At 39.7% G+C, this 19529-nt stretch carries 15 protein-coding genes and 1 pseudogene; 5 read left to right on the plus strand and 11 right to left on the minus strand.

Annotated elements, in window-relative coordinates; all coding sequences use genetic code 11:
• Nucleotides 1-252 (plus strand): annotated as a pseudogene (locus tag B9T23_RS12520) (IS4 family transposase); the annotation flags it as partial.
• Between the two features lie 52 nt (nucleotides 253-304).
• Here the strand turns inward: B9T23_RS12520 and rapA are convergent.
• The 8 genes from rapA to B9T23_RS12560 form a co-directional block, all read right to left on the minus strand.
• Nucleotides 305-3142 carry an RNA polymerase-associated protein RapA gene (rapA, locus tag B9T23_RS12525; protein ID WP_086194335.1) on the minus strand — a complete coding sequence of 946 codons (2838 nt, stop codon included), beginning with the start codon at nucleotides 3140-3142 and terminating at the stop codon, nucleotides 305-307.
• A gap of 144 nt (nucleotides 3143-3286) precedes the next feature.
• A complete protein-coding gene (locus B9T23_RS12530) occupies nucleotides 3287-3931 on the minus strand; it encodes an RluA family pseudouridine synthase (RefSeq protein WP_086194336.1) in 645 nt (214 codons plus the stop codon).
• A 129-nt stretch (nucleotides 3932-4060) separates the two neighbouring features.
• Nucleotides 4061-4771, minus strand: coding sequence for a phosphopantetheine-binding protein (locus B9T23_RS12535; protein ID WP_086194337.1), 711 nt, complete (start codon nucleotides 4769-4771; stop codon nucleotides 4061-4063).
• A 330-nt stretch (nucleotides 4772-5101) separates the two neighbouring features.
• Nucleotides 5102-5905 carry a DUF4238 domain-containing protein gene (locus B9T23_RS12540; protein ID WP_228145930.1) on the minus strand — a complete coding sequence of 268 codons (804 nt, stop codon included), beginning with the start codon at nucleotides 5903-5905 and terminating at the stop codon, nucleotides 5102-5104.
• 177 nt (nucleotides 5906-6082) lie between these two features.
• Nucleotides 6083-6499, minus strand: a complete 417-nt coding sequence (locus tag B9T23_RS12545) for a GlcG/HbpS family heme-binding protein (protein WP_086194338.1) — start codon at nucleotides 6497-6499, stop codon at nucleotides 6083-6085.
• A 78-nt stretch (nucleotides 6500-6577) separates the two neighbouring features.
• Nucleotides 6578-7879, minus strand: a complete 1302-nt coding sequence (hemL, locus tag B9T23_RS12550) for a glutamate-1-semialdehyde 2,1-aminomutase (RefSeq protein ID WP_086194339.1) — start codon at nucleotides 7877-7879, stop codon at nucleotides 6578-6580.
• A 39-nt stretch (nucleotides 7880-7918) separates the two neighbouring features.
• Complete coding sequence (gene thiE / locus B9T23_RS12555; protein ID WP_086194340.1) at nucleotides 7919-8539, minus strand: thiamine phosphate synthase; 621 nt, start codon at nucleotides 8537-8539, stop codon at nucleotides 7919-7921.
• 589 nt (nucleotides 8540-9128) lie between these two features.
• Nucleotides 9129-9512, minus strand: a complete 384-nt coding sequence (locus B9T23_RS12560) for a DUF962 domain-containing protein (RefSeq protein ID WP_086194341.1) — start codon at nucleotides 9510-9512, stop codon at nucleotides 9129-9131.
• A 272-nt stretch (nucleotides 9513-9784) separates the two neighbouring features.
• On the opposite strand from B9T23_RS12560, the gene B9T23_RS12565 reads away from it, so the two are divergent.
• Nucleotides 9785-11245 carry a CYTH domain-containing protein gene (locus B9T23_RS12565; RefSeq protein ID WP_086194342.1) on the plus strand — a complete coding sequence of 487 codons (1461 nt, stop codon included), beginning with the start codon at nucleotides 9785-9787 and terminating at the stop codon, nucleotides 11243-11245.
• Nucleotides 11246-11411: 166 nt separating this feature from the next.
• The gene (locus B9T23_RS12570) at nucleotides 11412-12872 is read left to right on the plus strand and encodes a CYTH and CHAD domain-containing protein (RefSeq protein WP_086194343.1); all 1461 of its coding nucleotides are present in this window, start codon (nucleotides 11412-11414) and stop codon (nucleotides 12870-12872) included.
• Between the two features lie 34 nt (nucleotides 12873-12906).
• Here B9T23_RS12570 and B9T23_RS12575 read toward each other — a convergent pair whose 3' ends face one another.
• Nucleotides 12907-13539 carry a hypothetical protein gene (locus tag B9T23_RS12575; protein WP_086194344.1) on the minus strand — a complete coding sequence of 211 codons (633 nt, stop codon included), beginning with the start codon at nucleotides 13537-13539 and terminating at the stop codon, nucleotides 12907-12909.
• 109 nt (nucleotides 13540-13648) lie between these two features.
• Between B9T23_RS12575 and B9T23_RS12580 the strand changes: the two genes are divergently transcribed.
• Together B9T23_RS12580 and B9T23_RS12585 are read left to right on the plus strand one after the other, a co-directional pair.
• Nucleotides 13649-14044 carry a DUF3144 domain-containing protein gene (locus B9T23_RS12580; protein ID WP_086194345.1) on the plus strand — a complete coding sequence of 132 codons (396 nt, stop codon included), beginning with the start codon at nucleotides 13649-13651 and terminating at the stop codon, nucleotides 14042-14044.
• Between the two features lie 121 nt (nucleotides 14045-14165).
• On the plus strand, nucleotides 14166-15230 hold the full coding sequence (locus B9T23_RS12585) for an amidohydrolase family protein (protein ID WP_086194346.1): 1065 nt from the start codon (nucleotides 14166-14168) through the stop codon (nucleotides 15228-15230).
• Between the two features lie 520 nt (nucleotides 15231-15750).
• Here B9T23_RS12585 and B9T23_RS12590 read toward each other — a convergent pair.
• Together B9T23_RS12590 and B9T23_RS12595 are read right to left on the minus strand one after the other, a co-directional pair.
• Nucleotides 15751-18522: a M16 family metallopeptidase gene (locus B9T23_RS12590; protein WP_086194347.1), complete on the minus strand. Its 2772-nt coding sequence runs from the start codon at nucleotides 18520-18522 to the stop codon at nucleotides 15751-15753.
• Nucleotides 18523-18660: 138 nt separating this feature from the next.
• Nucleotides 18661-19482 (minus strand): PhzF family phenazine biosynthesis protein, encoded by an 822-nt coding sequence (locus tag B9T23_RS12595; RefSeq protein WP_086194348.1) that lies wholly within the window; start codon nucleotides 19480-19482, stop codon nucleotides 18661-18663.
• Nucleotides 19483-19529: the final 47 nt, after the last annotated feature.

A 19529-nucleotide genomic window follows, 5' to 3' on the forward strand; every position in this document is an offset into this window, starting at 1 on the left:
AAACAGAATTTGAAATTAAAAGCCTTTATAGGCCGAAGCAGGAACGCAATTCAGACGCAAATTTGGATTGCCCTGATTGCCTATTTACTGGTGAGTTTTGCCCGGCATTTAGGACAAGAAGGCTGGACGGTTCAACGGTTACTAAGAATGATCCAAGTAAATCTGTTTGAGAGAAAAACCTTAAAAGCTTTATTCATGCCCGATAAAATACCGATAAAACAAAAGGAAGCTCAATTGAGCCTCCTTTTATGAAAAATTGTGGGACAGCAGTGACCCGAAGGTGCTTTTTAAACAAGTTTCGAAATTATGGTTTAACCACAACTAACACCTGAATCGCTTCTGGTGTTACAGATAAACCATCAAGCAAGCTAATGCCTTCTGATTGAAATTTTTGTAGCCGTGCAATTTCATCTTCACGAATACTTGGATTAAATTGCTTCAGGTAGCTTAAACGGTCAATTTCATATTGCCATTTATTACCATACACTTCTTTGGCTTGTTGTTTGTAGTTCGGTAATGCTGTTTTAGCAATATCAAGCGCCTGTGCATAACGTTGTTCAATCACATCACGGCGTGCTTTCACCACCTGACGGCAGCTATTGCTATCTAAATGATGTAAATACGGTTTCAGGATACTTGGATCAATCTTGGCAGATAAGTCCTGACCCGTTTCGCTAAGCAATACGCGAATCAACTGTTGTGGCAAGCTTGAAGGAAGATTCAATGCTTTAGGCGCAATCACATCCACTTTAAACCATACTTCTAATAACAGAGAACCCTGTTTAAGTGCATTCGATTTTAAAAGTGCGACGTTGGTGCTACCAAATGATTGGGTATTAATCATTTCCATCACACTTTCAGTGAATGGATGTTCCAATGTTAAATATTGAGCATCTTCACGAACTTGTGCCTGATCACGATAGAAGGTTGCAGTCATACCTTCTTCATCAAGAGATAAACCTTGCACCTGCATTTGGTCAGTTGGCTTGATGATCACCGTACCGTTGCTTTGCTCATCAAAATCGATGTTTGTCGATGCCATGAAGCGCTTCATAAACATTGGCAACGTAGTGTTGTCATCATAGTCTTCAAGTGCTTGAACAATTTCTTGCGCCACGATTGGACGACATGAGTTGTATTCAAGCAAGCGGTCACGACCTTCCTGCAATTCAGCTTCCAAAGCTTCACGCTGAACACTGACTTCTTCAAGCAAATCTTCAAACTGTTGACCCAAATCAGACAATAAACAGTCTTTTAATTTAGCAATGAAGTTTTCTTGTAGGGTTTGGGCAGTTGGTGAAATATTACTGAAGATGTTTAAACCTTCGTTATACCAACGGAACATACGCTCTTGCGCTGTACCGGCTAAATAAGGCACATGAATTTGAATACGGTTTTCTTGACCAATACGATCCAAACGACCAATACGTTGTTCTAGAATATCTGGGTTTGCTGGTAAATCAAAAAGGATTAAGTCAGAGGCAAACTGGAAGTTACGTCCTTCTGAACCAATTTCAGAACACAGTAAAATTTGTGCACCGTAAGAATCTTCAGCGAAATAAGCCGCAGCCTGGTCACGTTCAAGTAGGCTCATGCCTTCATGGAACATGGCAGTACGAATGCCTGCATGTAAACGAAGCACACTTTCTAAAGCTTCAACCACTGGGCCACTACGCGCGATCAGTAACACTTTTTTGTGTTTGAGCTGGGTACGCAGCATTTCCATCAGCCACATCACACGTGGATCATGTTCCATCCACGCGCCATCAAGCTGTGCTTCTTCAGGCCACATTTGTTCACGTAGCTTGCCGTCTTTCGACCAGTTTGCGGGTGTAGGTAAAGCAGCAGGCTGACAGTCACGACCCGGGAAACCTTGAATAGCTTCACGGGTATTACGGAATAAAATACGACCTGTACCATGACGGTCTAACAATTCGTGAATGGCACGGAAACGCTGTTCTGGCTCATCCTGAATACTATGACCTAATAAACCTTCAATGGCAGATAAATGCGCTGCTTCTAAAGGCAGATCTGACATCAACACTTCAGCAATTTTTGCGGTGTGATGATATTGCTCTTCTTCATCCAGGAAACGGTCAAGCGAACTAAAGCGTTGTGGATCAAGCAAACGTAAACGCGCAAAATGACTTTCCACACCCAGTTGTTCTGGTGTCGCTGTAAGCAGTAAAACGCCCGGAGTTTTTTCAGCAAGCTCTTCAACAAGATCGTAACGATCGTTACCACCTTCTTCTTCGCTCCACATCAAGTGATGCGCTTCATCGACGACAAGAAGATCGAAACCTGCTTCTAAAGCCTGTTCACGCAAATCTTCGTGATCGACCATCAAATCCACACTGGCAATAATGCATTGCTCAGTCAGGAATGGGTTTAAATCTGGATCGTGTTCTTTAATCGACGCAGTACGGGTCAAATCAAATAAAGAGAACTGTAGATTGAAACGGCGACGCATCTCAATCATCCACTGATATTGCAGTGAATCTGGAACTAAAATCAGGATACGTTCAGAACGACCGGTTTTGAGCTGCTGATGAATAATCAAACCAGCTTCAATGGTTTTACCCAAACCAACTTCATCGGCAAGTAAAACACGCGGCGCAAAACGCTGACCGACTTCATGTGCAATATAGAGCTGATGTGGAATCAGACCAACACGCGCACCTACCATGCCGCGTAATGGACTTGATTTCATATTGGCTTGCATCATCAAGGCTTCAATACGAAGGTCATACCATTCTTTATAATCCACCTGGCTGGCAAGCAAACGGTCCAGCGGCTTAGAAAGCTGAATATGTGCGCCCACACGGGTTTCGTTTAAAGCTTTACGTTCTTCAGTACCATCTTCCAGGGTACGGATTACGTTATAACGAACCACGCCATGACGGTCTTCAAAAGACTCAACCAGCCACTTGGTGCCTTCCTGATCCTGCAATTCATCTTTAATGTTAAAAACAATACGCGATAAAGGTGCATTGTTACGTGCGTAAACACGTGTTTCATCACTCTTCGGGAATAAGATGCTAACCGATCGTTCATCTACATCAATGAGAACCCCTAATCCAAGCTCTGTTTCTGTATCTGATAACCAACGCTGACCAATAGCAAACTGATGCAATTTTTCCACCTTTATCTAAAAATGAGGAGACTTATTTTTAAACTCAAAACCTGTTTAGTATTTGAGCAAGAAAATAGGTCCTTAAGCAATATATTTTGACATAAAGCCCACTAAAAAGTGCGCAAAATCGATGACGATTAAAAAGTTTTTACCTTAAAAAGGAACAGGATAATAAAACTCCACACGTTCCTCTGTTTGAGGATGGTAAAAACTCAAGTGTTCAGCATGCAAGCACAGTCGAGGAATCAACTGTTGCTGCTCTGGTGTTGCATATAAGGTATCACCGACAATCGGATGACCGAGATACTGCATATGTACACGAAGCTGATGTGAACGACCTGTAATGGGAGTAAGTTTGACACGCGTCACCGCCTGCCCTTGAATTTCAAAATGTTCAATAGCTTGCCAATGCGTTAACGCAGGCTTGTTGTGATCTGGAGCAGCGATATGTAAAGGTGGATGTTCAGGATCGTAAATCACTGGGACATCAACTGTGCCTTCGCCTTCAAGATGTCCGGCAACCATGGCCTGATAAGTTTTCTCGGTTTGGCGTTCCTGGAACTGACGGGAAATGGTTTTTTGTCCCCATTTGGTCAAGCCAAAAACCAGGATACCTGAAGTATCACGATCCAGACGATGAATCAGTAAAGTTTTGGGTTCTATTTTTAATAATCTGTTGATTACGCAATCTTGTAAATCTTCAGTTTTACCGGGAACGGTGAGTACACCTGCAGGTTTATGGATCACCATAAAATCTTCGTCACGATGTATCAGGTGTTCGGTTAGAAAATTACTCAATGTTCAATCCTAGGCTGATCGCGAAAACAAGCCGGCAATGATAGAAAGCTTGGCGCAGAATTACAATGCGCAATACTACAATTGGCGACGGATTTTCCGATTTTGCTCAAAAATTATTTCAATCTCGCATCATGAACGTGCTGATTGCAATATAAAACCCGCCAGCTCATGCATAGAAGCATGTTCTAAGACATCTTCATAACCTACATTTGCACCATGCGCGCGCCAAACACCGACCAAAGTGACAATGGCAACAGAATCCAAACCGTATTGTTTCAAATCGACATAAGGATCAATTTCAAGTGCATCCATGTTCAGTTGTTCAGCAACGGCAAGCATGATCCCTTTGGTGGAAAGCACATAATTTGACGGTGCACTTAAATCCCATAGCCGAGTCAAACTATAGCTATTCATATGATGCAAACCTTGTCCCGAAATGTTATCAATCCATTGAATATGCTGATCTTGATTCGGCAATAAAATTGCATCATCAACCACACAGATCTGTTCAGTCACACTTTGCAAATGCGGCAATATCTGCTTGAACATCGGACTCACCTGTCCTGCAAATATCATTTGTGGATTCGATGATGCATATTCACCAAGTTGTTGCATCCCTTGCATCAAGTCATCACCGTATAAGTCGACAATGGGAATATCTAGTGCTTTGGCTTTATTGCTAATCTGGATTAGATTTGCCATCAGGTCAGTGTCTTGAATCCCTGCCTGCATCCGCAAATTTTGCAATCCGACAAGTACCAATACTGAATTTGCAGCAGCAAGCTGCCATTTGGCTTGAGATGGAGCGAGTTGGATTTTTTTGGGCATTGGGTACAGCATGGGAGACTCTAGAGCGACGTTTGCTAGATATTTTAGCTTAGATGAGTTTTAAAAATTTAGTTTAAATAGATTGGAAATCATCTTAAATATTCCATATAACAACCATTATATTAAATAGGAATAAATTTTAGTTATTATCGACTTAATTAGTTTTTATCTCTTTAATAACGCTCAATCTTTTACCAACAAATTTCCTATAAATTTTCAATTGAATTTCATTAGTACCAATAATGTATTGATCTGCATTAAAAGCTAATTTTCTATTAACTTCCTTAACAAAATCTAGTGATACGTGATTTACGCCATTTTTAAAACGGTTAGATCTATTAATCATGTATCCCAATTTTGGAGAAATCGCATAAAAAAGTCAGCTTCCTCATCAGATGGAACTGCCATATCATTTTCATTTAGTGCTTCATGTATGTTAATAATTGGATGATCTGAAGTTATAAAATCCTCATCTGTCTCATTGATTAATAAGCAATGTGTATCAATTTTCCGTGTTTCGAAAAAACTTTTCCCTAAGTTCATACCAAGAATATAACTAATGAACCACCAAGATTCTTTATAAATTTTCTGTAATTCTTGGTTTGTTTGACTGGCTAAGATTTTATCTCTGAATGGTTTCGTTCTAGCAATCTGATGTCCCCAATAGCTCATAAATTTACACATACTTTGAATATTGTCTAAAACTGTTAAATCGTATCTTTGTAAGCTTTTTAGGACAGCATCAACACCTTTTTCATGTGCCGTATGAAGATTTTCTATTGTATTGCTCTTAAACGCTTCAATATGAGCTAGAACCTTCTCATCTCTTTTGCCTGATTTTATATATAGAGATTCTGCTGCTTGTAATTGTAAGAATGGATCTAGATAAAGTTTATGATGCTTCTGTAGTTCTTCAGGTGATTGTTTTGAGAAAAACAAAATTAAATCTAAATGCTGTCTTGTAATGTACTGAAATCTATATAGGTCTTTTTCTTTAGCAATTGCTTTGACGCTATCATGAGCAATTTTAAGTTTTTTTGTTGTATACCATACATTAGAGTTATCAAAGGACCAATTTTTTAAATAATTAGCCCATACATAGTGATTTTCTCTTTTTAATTCTAATTGCTTAGGCGTTAATTCCATTTTATTTTAGTACCATTTTAAAAAAAATTTTATAATTAATATCCTAATAAAAGGCACTCCAGTGTTCAGCGCACTGAAATGCCTTATTTATGATTTTTCACGTTCCATACTTAAATTTCATATAACTTTCCGTGACCTTATTAAATATAGTTAGGAATTCCAACGTCACTCAAAATTTTAGTCAACTTGTGCCAAAAACTTCTCAATCGCCTGCTGTGCAATTTCCGCATCCTGGAAAGATTTCACCCCCGACACCCCCATCGCACCAACCAGTTGCCCTTGATACAAAATTGGCTCACCACCTTCCAGCATGCCAGAAAAACTGTCCATAGTCAGAAAACCCATTTGGCCGCCTTTGATAATATCTTCAAACAACTTGGATGGACGACGACTCATTGCAGAACATTTGGCTTTTTCGATTGCCAAATTTGCAGTCATTGGAGAAGCTCCATCCATACGCTTCATCGCTAACAAAGTTCCGGTTTCATCTACCACTGCAATGCTGACATTGAAATTATTCTGAATGGCATATTGATGAGCCTGATCTAACAAAAATTCCGCATCACTTAAGGTTAAATAATGTTTAGTTTGCATCCGTCTTTTTCCATTTTCAAAATCTGTATAAAAAAGCCCGAACGAATTCGGGCTTAATTCTCTACAAAGCTAAAAAGCTTAAGCTTTCATTTCAGCGAAAGTTTCTTTAGCCGCTTGAATCGTGTAGGCAATATCTTCATCAGAATGCGCTGCTGAAATAAAGCCTGCTTCAAATGCAGATGGTGCAAGGTTCACACCACGGTCTAACATGCCATGGAAGAACTTACGGAAAGCAGCAACATCACATTTCAGCATTGAATCGAAACTGGTAATGTCTTCTTGATCGGTAAAGTACAAACCAAACATGCCGCCCACTTGTTGAGTCTTGAATGGAATGCCTGCTTCATCCGCAGCAGCTTGTAAACCGACAAGCAATTTTTCTAATTGTGCTGTTAATTTTTCATAAAAACCTTCGGCACGTAAATGTTTGAACATCTCAATACCAGCACGCATCGCCAACGGATTACCTGACAATGTCCCTGCTTGATAAACTTTACCCAGTGGCGCGATGCATTCCATCACTTCGCGTTTACCACCAAAAGCACCCACAGGTAAGCCTGCACCGATGATTTTACCCAAGGTGGTTAAATCCGGTGTTACGCCATAATGTGCTTGCGCACCGCCAAGACCTACACGGAAGCCAGTCATGACTTCGTCAATAATAAACACTGAACCATGTTCATCACATACATCACGAATCGCTTGCAGGAAACCATCAATCGGTTTCACCAAATTCATATTGCCTGCAACCGGTTCAACAATCACCCCGGCAATTTCATGACCAAACTTGGCAAAGCATTCTTTCAGGGTAGCAATGTCATTGTATGGAAGCGTAAGCGTATGCTTGGCAAAATCAGCAGGTACACCCGCAGAGGTCGCCTCACCTTCACCACTGGTCAACATACCTGAACCTGCTTTGACTAAAAGCGAGTCTGAGTGACCGTGGTAACAGCCTTCAAATTTTACAATCTTGTCACGACCGGTATAACCACGTGCCAGACGAATCGCGGTCATGGTCGCTTCCGTACCCGAATTGGTCATACGAACCAATTCAATTGACGGCATAATTTCACAGATAATATCAGCCAGTGTGGTTTCATGAACTGTTGGCGCGCCAAAGCTTAAACCATCTACAGCAGCATCTTGAACGGCTTTAATAATTGCTGGATGCGCATGTCCTAAAATCATCGGCCCCCATGAACCCACGTAATCGACATAGCGTTTACCATCGACATCGAACAAATACGCGCCTTTGGCTTTTTCAATAAATACAGGCGTACCACCCACCCCATTAAAAGCACGTACAGGTGAATTCACCCCACCTGGAATATGTTTGCTGGCTTGTTTGAACAATTGTTCTTGCTTTGGAGATAAGCTCATGAAGGTACTCGACTAAAAATTAAATCTATCAAAAATATTTTATGCTGTAGCTTGAAAAAGCGCAGACCATTCATCTAAACGTTCAGGAATGGCATGCATAGGAAGTCCCAATATATCACTAATCACTGCGCAATAATCTGCACCTGATTCAATGACTTCGTTGGAATTTTCAACGGTTAAACCACCAATCGCACAGAGTGGTACATTGAGTTTTTCTTTGGCAATTCTTAAGGTTTCCAAGCCAATGTTACCTGCTTCAGGTTTGCTGTCGGTGGCATAGATCGCACCAAATGCCACATAATTTGCGCCATCTGCAATCGCCTGTTCAGCCAGCTCAAGTGAGTTATTACAGCTGCGGCCAATCAACACACCTTGAGGCAAACGCGCAACAGCATCAACAATAGAGCCATCACCCTGCCCCAAATGCACACCTACACCGTATTTGACCGCCATTTCAAGATCATCATTAATGACAAAAGGCACACTGTATTCAGCACACATGGCTTTCATATACTCGATTTCGTAAATTTGATCCTCTTTCGCGATTTTTTTACGACGGTATTGCAAGACCGCAATGCCGCCATTAGCCATTGCACCTTCCAACTTCGCCAATAAAAGCTCTAAAGGATCATCATTGGTAATTAAATATAAACCGCGCATAAAAAAGCTGCCAAAACTAGAACTGTCTTATTATATGCATATCAAGAGCAAGATTCAGCGCATATCACGCAAATACAAATTGATTGTTACCGATAAATTTTCAAAAAACCAAGAAAATGGTAACCGTTCTCATATTTTTTACCATTAAGTGAAAAAATACCTATTTTCAGTGATAGATCATGTGTGAATTAAACGATTTAATCAGTCTACAGAATAACAATAAACAACAACTACAATATAAAAATAAAACTTGGAGCTACAATCTGACTTTCTAATTCTTTGTTATAAAACGCGCTTGGGGAAGCGAACGAAGGATTAGAGAGTCACTCTCTTTTTCAATTCACGATCAAATTCAACTTAAATAAATCAATAAAAAAAGCCCAGAGAAAGGTCGCTCTAGGCTTGGAAAACTTTAAGATTACTTTGTTTATTCAATCCGAAAAATGAATTAAATAAGCACAAAACCATTAATAGAATATTCACTCTATTTTTGCAAGCCTGAGTTATTAAAAATTCTGTATTATTTTATCTTAAAGTAAAACTTGGGTTTTGATACAGTTACTGTTATTCGCAAAAAATGCATCACTCATTAACTTTGAATTTTATCCAGTGAACGATCATTTAAACTCAGATTCCCACGTAACACGTCAGATAACATACGCCAATCCGAAATAAAGCTATACAGGGGTTGTTTAAAACTGGCCGGTTTATTTTTCTCAAACATAAAATGTCCTACCCATGCACAGGCATAGCCAGACAATAAACCATAAGCCAAATATTTGGGTTTTCTTTGACGAATGGCCTGAGCAAAGAAATACACACCGACACTACTGCCAAATACATGCAAACGGCGACTGGTGATATTGCGGTGCTCGGTCAAATAAAACCGATAAAATTCATGATAGTTTTGAATCGGAAGCTGAAGTTCGGGTTCTGGGTTGTGTTCAAATTTTAGCTTGATAAGTCCATTCATTGTCATCATCCCGATTATTTTTATTTACGTTAGCGTATATTTTGCACAAATAAAAGCTTAGTTTACTCTTACTTTTTGTTCATTTCAAAAGCAATTACTTAAGAATTGCTTCGTCAAGTCTTACATGAAAAATCATTTTCGTTACAATCGGGGACTTAAAATCAAGAATACAATTCCAGCGCTATAAAAGAATAGATTTCATAACGCATTTGTACCGTAAAGATGACGCGATTCATTTCTGAAATAGCGTCAAAAAATTAGGATGAAAGATCATGGTCGAAGTTGAATTAAAATTTCAAATTCCTGAAGCAAGACGTAATGCTTTACTGAAAGCATTAGATCCTAAAAAATCGGAAATTATTCAACTTAAAGCAAAATATTATGACACTGAAGAGCGCCTGCTTTCCCAACATGGTGTTGCGCTACGCCAACGACTGGAAGGTACACGCTGGATTCAAACCTTAAAAGCTGCGGGAAAAAGCCACCTACACCGCTTTGAGCATAATTATGACCTTGGTGAACTTGAACAGGCGCCACAGCTTGATTTAAGTATTTATGAGCAAGATGCGGAAGCGCAACAACTCTTAAAAAATGCTTTAGGTGACTCACAAGAGCAACTTAAATTACAATTTGAGACAGATATTCAGCGCACCTTTCGCGTGATTCAATTCGAAGAAACCGACATTGAAGTCAGTTTAGATGTTGGTGAAGTACGGACTGAAACTTCGCAGCGTGAAGTGCATGAAGTTGAATTTGAACTTAAAGCAGGTTCTGTCCAATCACTTTTGGCATTCAGCTTTGAATGGGTTAAAAAATACCAACTTTGGCTCGATGTGCGCAGTAAAGCTGAAATTGGCAATCTTTTGGCGACGACTCAAAAAGTCAGTCCGGCAAAATCTGCCAACGAATTTATTTTAAGCAAAAAAGATCCGGCCAATAAAAATTTACGCCTCCTGATTGCCCAACAATTACAGCATTTGTTGCCAAACATTGCCGCTATTTCAGCTGCGGTTTCTGAGAAGGAACATATTCAACAAGCGCAAATTGCCCTAGATCATTTAAATTTGACGCTATCGCTATTTAAAGATTGGAATGAGGCTGTTTCAGACAAATGGGCGATGCAACTGGGGGCATTTAAACAGCAGTTTGATCATTTACAGCATTTAGAACATATGCAGACGACTTTGGGTGCATTTTTACAAAACCCCAATACCGCATCAAACTTAACCAAAGATATTTTATATGCCAAAGAAAAGTTGTCTAACCTGGTTCGCTCCACTCAAAATGTACATCACTATTTAGAATTGTTGATGTTTAGTTTAGACACCGAAGAAAAAACTCAATCTCACGACTTAAGATGGTTTGCGCAAAATACCTTGCAGAATCAATACAAACAATTGCAAGACAGTTTAAACAGTGCCGACATTGCTGACTTTGAGAGCCTGGATAAATTAGCCACCAAGATTCATGAATTAAAGTTTAGCTTCCCTATTCTAACCTCTATTTATGATGTCAAAAATTTGCAGAAATACAGCAAAGCTTTGAATGATGCACAACTTGCTGCAAGTGAGTATCAAATTTTGGCATCTTCTGCAGATTATATTCAGCAAACTGAGCTTGAAGCCAGTGACTGGTTCGTTTTGGGCTGGCTGACGGCGAAACAGGAAGTTTATGCACAAAATTTACTTGAAGCGACAGAACAATTTTTAGTGAGTCGTAAATTTATTAAGTAATAAATAAAACAGTTAAGTCAAAGCGTATTGCACGATATTTTAATGATCTCCATTATATCTCAGGCATACGCTTTATCTCTTTACAAGCGCACACTGCTCTTTTTATACAACTGGCTTACAATTAGTGTCATAACAACAGAAATGATAAAGCGCCAGGAGTTTTGACATGCTCGAAGTAGAATTAAAATTTCAGATCCCGCTGTCTCAACAAAAACAAATCTATCAATTATTTTTGTCCAAGAACGCTCGCCCGATTTCTTTATATGCAAAATACTACGATACGCCAGAACGGCACCTAGCCGAGCAAAAAATCTCATTGCGTCAACGCCTTGAAGACACGCACTGGATACAAACTTTAAAAGCTCCGAGCGGTCATCATTTAGAACGTTTTGAATTAGAAAATGATTTAGGTGAATTAGATCATCCTGCTTTAGATCTTGAGCTTTATCAATCCAATTCTCAGGCAAAAAAATTGCTGCAACAGGTATTAGGCAAACAGGCCAAAAATTTAATCAAGCAATTTGAAACAGAAGTAGAACGTCTGGTGTATGTGGTTCATTATAATCGTGCCGAAATTGAAGTCAGTCTAGATCGTGGTGAGATCCGCCATGATAATCAAACACAAGCGATTTATGAGATTGAATTTGAGCTAAAACAAGGATCTATCCAAGACCTAATGAAATTTATTCAGCCCTGGGTTAAACAATATCATTTATGGCTAGATGTTAGAAGCAAAGCTCAACGCGGTGATTTACTGGCACAAAATTTAGAGATTTTTCCCACTCAATTTGCAACGCCATTACAACTAAATCAAAAAGATTCAACAGATAGTGCATTAAAACAGATCGTCAATAATGCCTTGCAACACCTTTTGCCGAATGCGACAGCTATTGCGGCTGAACAGTATAATAGCGAGCATGTTCATCAAACTCGCGTCGCAATTCGTCGTTTAAGAAGTGTCTTACGTGTTTTCGGCGATTGGTCAACAGATGTCGATCCTGATTGGCAAGAACAACTGACAACACTGTTTCGTCAACTCGGTTCAACCCGAGACCGCGATGCTTTAAGCGAAGGACTCTTACCCCAACTGCAACAGGCAGGTGCACCTTTTGTGCAACTTCCGGATGCCCCTGAAGAAAACAGCATTCCTATTGAGGAGTCTTTGCGTTCTTTAGACTCGATCAACTTAATCTTGGCTTTACTGCAATTTGTACATCAGCCCAGTAAAGACCAGAAAAAATCTGGATTAAAAAAAGATATCGCAAAAAAACTTCAGAAATTGCATCAACAAATTTGCAAAGATGCCGATCAATTTCTGGAGCTGGATATTTCATCCCAGCATCGCACTCGTAAACGGGTCAAACGCTTACGTTATTGCATCGAGTTTATTGCTTCGCTCTATCCGGGCAAAGAGGTAAAGAATTACTTGAAAGATTTAAAACCTGCTCAAGAAAGCTTGGGGCAATTTAATGATTTAAATGTGGCTGAAACCCTGTTTCAAGACTTGGTTAAACGCAAACAGAAAGTGTGGTTTATATTGGGCTGGATTGCGAATGAGAAGAAATACATTCTGCAACAAGCTCAAGAGCATTTAGACACTTATGCTAAAACCGACACTTTCTGGTAACACCGAAAATTTAAATTTTCGATATCACACTTGCTTAGCGATATTTGCCAAAAATTTTCCAGGTATTGTTATCCGCCAGTGGATCGCTATAACTGTCATTACGCTGTTTGCGAGGCTTATCTCGCGCATCCACCAATTCAAAATGCGACTCGGTGCTTAACACAATGCCATTCACATAAAACCGTGTACGCGTATATTCACTTTGCCCATGCTGAAACACATAGGTACGCAAATCAACAAATTCACGGTGTGCAACCAAGGCAGCAGTATCATCACTGTCTAACCAGAATCTCATGGCTTGAATTTGTTCAGGTTCAAATTGCCCGCATTTCTCGATCAGGCTGGCAATACCGCGAAAGGTTTTCGACTCTTTGGCACGGGTTTTATTAATCCGGATTCGATCCACATGAAAATAAAACAACGGCAAATTCAAATGACTGGGTAAATGAACTGCATCGAGTGTTTCATCTTCCATAAAGGGTTGAAACAAATCTTGCGCCCTTTCAATCAAGCCCGTCCATTGCCGGTAATATTCTTCGACTTCTGACTTCGAGCCATAATAAATCGGCAAGCCTTCCACATTGGCCAAATTTGCCGGTGGCCAAATGTTTTGACGTAATAAGGCAATGTCACTTTTTAGACTTTGTACCGCAATGGCATCTTGCATTGAATTATCCATTTTTATGCTTAGGCTATTTTTAGATTAATCCAAAGGTTTAGTTTCTGCAAGGCTTTGCCTATAATATGCCATTAGATCGTTTTTGCAGGAAAAGTTCATGGTTCAAAAGATTGAAGCAACAGATGTAACCGAAGAAGAAGCGTTAAATGCTGCTTTTTTTGAACGTGCTGATGAATTTATCAAACAAGCAAATGACTTTTGTCGTGTTGAAAAAGGTTCACAAGTGAAACCCGCTGAAATGCGCGGTCAAGTCAGTGCTGCAATGTTGTTTGGTACTGCCCGCTTTAATACCTGGGTGGCAGCCAATAACTTTAAAGATGGCAATGAAATGCGTGATGCCAAAGATCAAGTCATGTCATACATCATGCAGCAGTTCCAGATGATGCTTGAAGACAACTATGACGAATACTGCGAACAGTTTGAAAACTATCTTCGCTTCCGTCATAACGAAGAATTTCATGCCAACAAGCATGACCATGATCATAAACACTGATCATGTAATGAAAAGCCCGTAAGGGCTTTTTTTACGCCACTACTTTTGGATAAAAGGTCATTCAAAGCCATGCCACTTTGCAGTATGGTTATAACAGAGAGCTGCCGAATTAAGGATAGAGATGCAACAACTGGATTTTGCAATTATTGATGCGCATATTCACCAATGGGATCCTTATAACACGCCCCATGCGGCAGCTTTGGCAGTTAAATTATTGGGCAAGCATCCTTACTTGCTCGATAAATTTATTCGTCTGGTGAAATCGGATGATCTCATTGAAACGGTGGGACTCACCAATCACATTACAGCGCCTTATTTACCTGAAAATTATATGCAAGATATTGGGCATTATCAGGTCGAACAAGTGGTGCATGTTGAAGCCAGCTGGCATAAAAATAAAGGCAAAGGCGTTATAGGCGAAACAAAATTTATTGAATCTCTGCCCTTTAACCTGGGGACGGTAAAACTGGGCGGTATTGTTGCAACAGCAGATCCACGAGACAGTAATTTTAAAAAGATTTTACAGCTACACCAAAAAGCCTCACCGCGCTTTAAAGGCATTCGTAAAATGGCAGCAGTGCATGAAGATAAAGATATTCATGCCTGGGCGGATGAACCGCATTTATATTTGAATAAAAAGTTTCTCAAAGGCTTCGAAGCCTTGGCACAATCCAATTTAACTTTTGATGCCTGGGTCTATTCAACTCAACTCAGTGATGTGATTGCCTTAGCCAAACAATTCCCTGAAACCTCGATTGTACTAGATCATTTTGGAACACCTGCAGGGCTTTTTGGTCAAGTCGGAACACTGACAGGAATGACAAAAATAGCCCGGGAAAATATTTTAATTCGCTGGCGAGAAGATATGGCTGAACTGGCTACCTGCCCAAATGTTTACACCAAGATGTCAGGCTTGTTGATGCCTGTCTTAGGTCATCAATTCCATAAGCAGGATCGACTCGCCAGCAAACAGGAAATTTATGATTTAGCCATGCCACTAATTAGCCATGTACTCAACTGTTTTGGTACATATCGGGTGATGTTTGCTTCCAACTTTCCGATGGATCGCGTCAGCTCATCATTGGTGAATATTATTGATGCCTTTAGTGATGCAGTTGTAGCCTTTGACCCGAATGCATTAGAACAAGTCTTTCATCACAATGCGAAGCAGTTTTATCACTTATAGTTTTATGCAATCCTCCCCAATCTAAAACTCCTCCCTTTACGAAGTAATGCCAGTCAGTTAAGAAATTGACTGGCATTTTCTATTTTGAATTCATCATATTTTTGATACGCGGATACGTCATTCGCAACTGTTTGAGGCATGAGGTGCATTGCACCGCAAGATTAAGAAGTTACTGTTTCTGCGATGGATTTGCTATTCGGTGGTAGTGGACGAGTTTTGCGATGAAAAGGCTTTAAATAAATTATTTAAAGTCTTTATAAGATGCTTTTCTTGTGAAGCTTCGCTTCTCATTTAGCTAATGAGAAACACTGTTTCGCAAGGAACCAATAAACTCCAAATATTTGATTTTAAAAGATAAGAATCCGCTGAGAATAACCCAAAAGTTAAGGAGTTTATGGTCAAATCCCTGAACTGATCAGCATTACCCTTACGAAGAGCTTTTACCTTTCTAAAAGGGAGGAGTTTTAGTGCCTCTTTTAAGATAAAAGGGGCACTACTAGATAAAGGCATGGATTAAGAATTATGATTTGTTTTGTGGTTTCCCATACTGATCAGCCATGACTTCAACCAGTTGATCCAGCTTCATGTATTTCTTGATCACTACATCCACATCGGCTTTGGTCAATTTTGCGAGCGCCTGATCACGTTTCTCACGGAACAATAAATCACGATTACGTTCTAATTGTGGCGTTAACATTTGATGAATATTGCGCTCATCTTCCAAAGTGGTGACCCGTTTTTTCAGGATATTGGCTTTGGCTGCTTCCAGTTCTTGCTCGGTCACCCCTTTAGTGAGTAAGTCACTCAAGACTTTACGTACGGCTTGTGAAACTTCTGCCGATTTACCTGCCCTGTAATTGGCATCAATGGTTAAGGCACCAGAATCGACCCAGTCATCCAGTTCAACATCGCTGCCAAAACCATACACCAGTGCATTTTTTTCACGCAATTCTTGTGCTAAACGTGAAGAGAGTTGTGAATCCCCTAAAATAGAGCTAAACACAATTAACGCTGTAGCATCGGCATGATTTGCACCAGCTGGGAAAGTCAAAATCGATTGATAACTGCCGAACTCACGCTGTTCAGACAAAGCATGAATTTTCTGTGCCGGATACGCTTGATAATCAGAGCTTAGACGTTGGTATGGCAATTGTGCTTTCCAACCACCAAATTCTTTTTGCACTAATGTGAGCATCGGTTTGGCTTGATAATCACCCGTAATCGCGATTTGTGCATGGTTGCTGACGAAGAAATCCTGATACAACTGCTTCACTTGCTCAACCGTTGCAGCTTTAATTTGTTGCTTGGCAAGATCAGGCTCAAAATGGTAACGCAAGTCACCCGGTTGATAGGTCTCTAACAAACGGGTCATGGTGAGCGCAGCAACTGTTTCAGGCTCAGTATAAGGACGATCCAATGCAGATAAAGTTTGCGATTTAATCAAATCAAATTGTGATTGTTCAAACTTCGGCTTTTTCAAAACCTGCATCATAAATTTAAAATAATCATCAAACTTTTCTTTTTTTGCCACAATCTGAATGGTAATACTATTGGCTGATGCAGTTGCAGTCGCGCCACCACCCGCTTCAATTGATTTATCGGCAATATCTTGCAAGCTATATTGATCTGATCCACGTAATAATAAATACGCCATCAAATCGAGCACTTCACCTTTATTAAATAATGATTTTTCCGTACCAAAATCGACAGAAATGGTGGCATAGGTTTTGTCATCACGTGTCGATGTCGGATACAACGCGTATTTAATGCCATTCTTCAATGTTCCGCGTTGAATTTTCTTTTCGGTATCGACTAAATATTGTTTCGAGGTTTTGACGTATTCGGCAACCTCTTGTTTATAGACGCTACTATCTTTTAAAGGTTCTTCTTTAACCTCATTTTGATCAAGCGTTTTAGGTTGTTCCAACGCCTGTTTTTGCTCTAGTGCTTTTTTCTGATCTTCAGGTGTCGGTTTGATATCCCCGGAAATACGATGTTCGGGGACTAAAAACTGGGTTAAATTTTGATTAACCTCATTAAGTTTTAGTTTTTTTACATTATCCAGATCAGTAAAATATTGTGACCAATTCCCTTGATAAGAGACGTAATAATCACTCAAACGCCCGCCCAAAGCTGCGGCATTACTCTGGATGTTGTCTGCCTGATTTTGAATCAGATTTTTTACCCGATTCAGCTCGGTTTCATTGAATGGCTTGTTTTTTTCAACCCCTGAAACCAATTCAGATTGGACTTTCTTTGCATCATGATTTGGGGCATAAACAGCGCCCATAAAAACTAAATTAAAGTCCTGATCTAACCATGTGGTGGATTGAACCCCGGTACTTACCCCTGTTTCGACCACACTTTGGTAAAGATGTCCGCTTGGCTGCATGGTATATAAATACGGTGCTAAGGCGAGTGCAGATTTGATCTTTTCATTCTTGCCATTCAGATAAATATTGAATTTGGCCAAATCACTGCCCTTTTGTACCAGAAAGTTTCTGTTCTGGATTTTGGCTGAATCAAGTACTGGAACTTTAGTTTGTGCTGGAACTTGGCGTGCCGTAATTGGACTGAAGCTTTTATCAATCTGTTTTAACACTTCAGCTTTATCAAATTTACCCGAAATCACCATTACGGCATTATTCGGCGCATACCAGGTACGGTAAAATTTATTCAACTCATCCATTTTAATCGACTGTAATTCGTTTAAGTCGCCAATCGGCAGACGTCCCAGATATCGATTGCCATAAGCCGACTTCCACATTTGATCCATCATGACGGAAAAAGGTTGATCCATCCGAACTTCACGTTCACGTTTCACAATTGAAATTTCAGAAGGTACAAACTTTTCTTGCAGAACCAGTTTATCCATTCGCTCCGCTTCAAGATGAATCACTTCATTTATTACATTCTGTTCTGGACGAATAATATTGGTATATTTGGTCGAGTAATAATCGGTGCTGGCATTGGTCATTAAAGTGTATTGATCCAGACGGCGCTGAAACTCTTCGCCTTTAATATTCTGTGTCCCTTTAAATGCCAAATGTTCTAACAAATGCGCCAATCCCCCTTTACCTTGTGGATCATTTAATGAACCCGTGAGATAAACGGTATTCATAAATACTTTATTTTCTTTGTCATTTTGCGCAAGAACGACACGCAAACCATTATCTAATTTATATTCCTCAATCTTCTGTTGAGATTTTACTAAAACAGGTTGTGACCAAGCGGTTGCACTAATGCCGACAAATAATAAAGAGATGGTAAGTTGTTTAAACCGCATTAACATAATTATTCCAATTTTATTCAACAATATGAATTTTTATAACCCACGACATCTTAGAAAATGCATTTCATTTTTAGTAGTAGTTTTTTGAAAAAAGAGCCGTTTATTGCAACGGCTTTGTAGCAAATTTATTTACACATTTTATAGATACAACTCTGCCTGCATATATAACTTTGCATAACCTGAAATTTCAATACGTTCATTTTCAAGCATAACACAATGCAATTCCCCGCCACGTTTTGATGCCTGATAAGCCACAATTTCACTTTTACCCAGCTTTTCAGCCCACAGTGGCGCAATGGCGGTATGAATTGAACCCGTTACTGGATCTTCATCAATACCATTGGCAGGTGCAAAATAACGCGAAACACAGTCATATTGCTCAGCTTGCGCAGTTAAGGCCAAATCCACGCATGTCCCTTGTGCTGTAATTGCAGTTCGAATTCGCCCCAACTGTTTGAGTAATTCTAAATTTGGAGTTTCATCAATTACATCTTGCGGACTTTCATATTCCACAATATAGGCTTGGCTATTCAAATAGACATTTTTAAATGGCTTGGTTAAAGCTTGATTTAAAATTTCAGGATAAGTCTCAACTTTCTCTGCACGACGAATAGGAAAGTTCATTTTGATTTTGCCATCAGCCTCTTGGCTAACTACGAAGATGCCCAGATTTTTCACATGAAATTGAATGACTTTAGCCGATGTAAAATCTTTAAACAGCACAAAACTGCTGGCTAAAGTCGCATGTCCACAAAAGTCCACTTCTGTGGTCGGCGTAAACCAGCGGATTTCATAATTCTCTGCATCAATGATTTTCACAAAGGCCGTTTCAGACAAATTATTTTCCAAGGCAAGATTTTGCATCAAGGTTTCATCTAACCATTGCTCGGTCACAATCACCGCTGCAGGATTACCCTTAAACAGCTCATTTGTGAACGCATCCACCTGATACATTTTCATATCAATTTATCCCATTTTATTTGTAGCCATTTTAGCGATTGAAAAAC

The organism is Acinetobacter terrae, from assembly GCF_002135195.1.
Taxonomy (GTDB): domain Bacteria; phylum Pseudomonadota; class Gammaproteobacteria; order Pseudomonadales; family Moraxellaceae; genus Acinetobacter; species Acinetobacter terrae.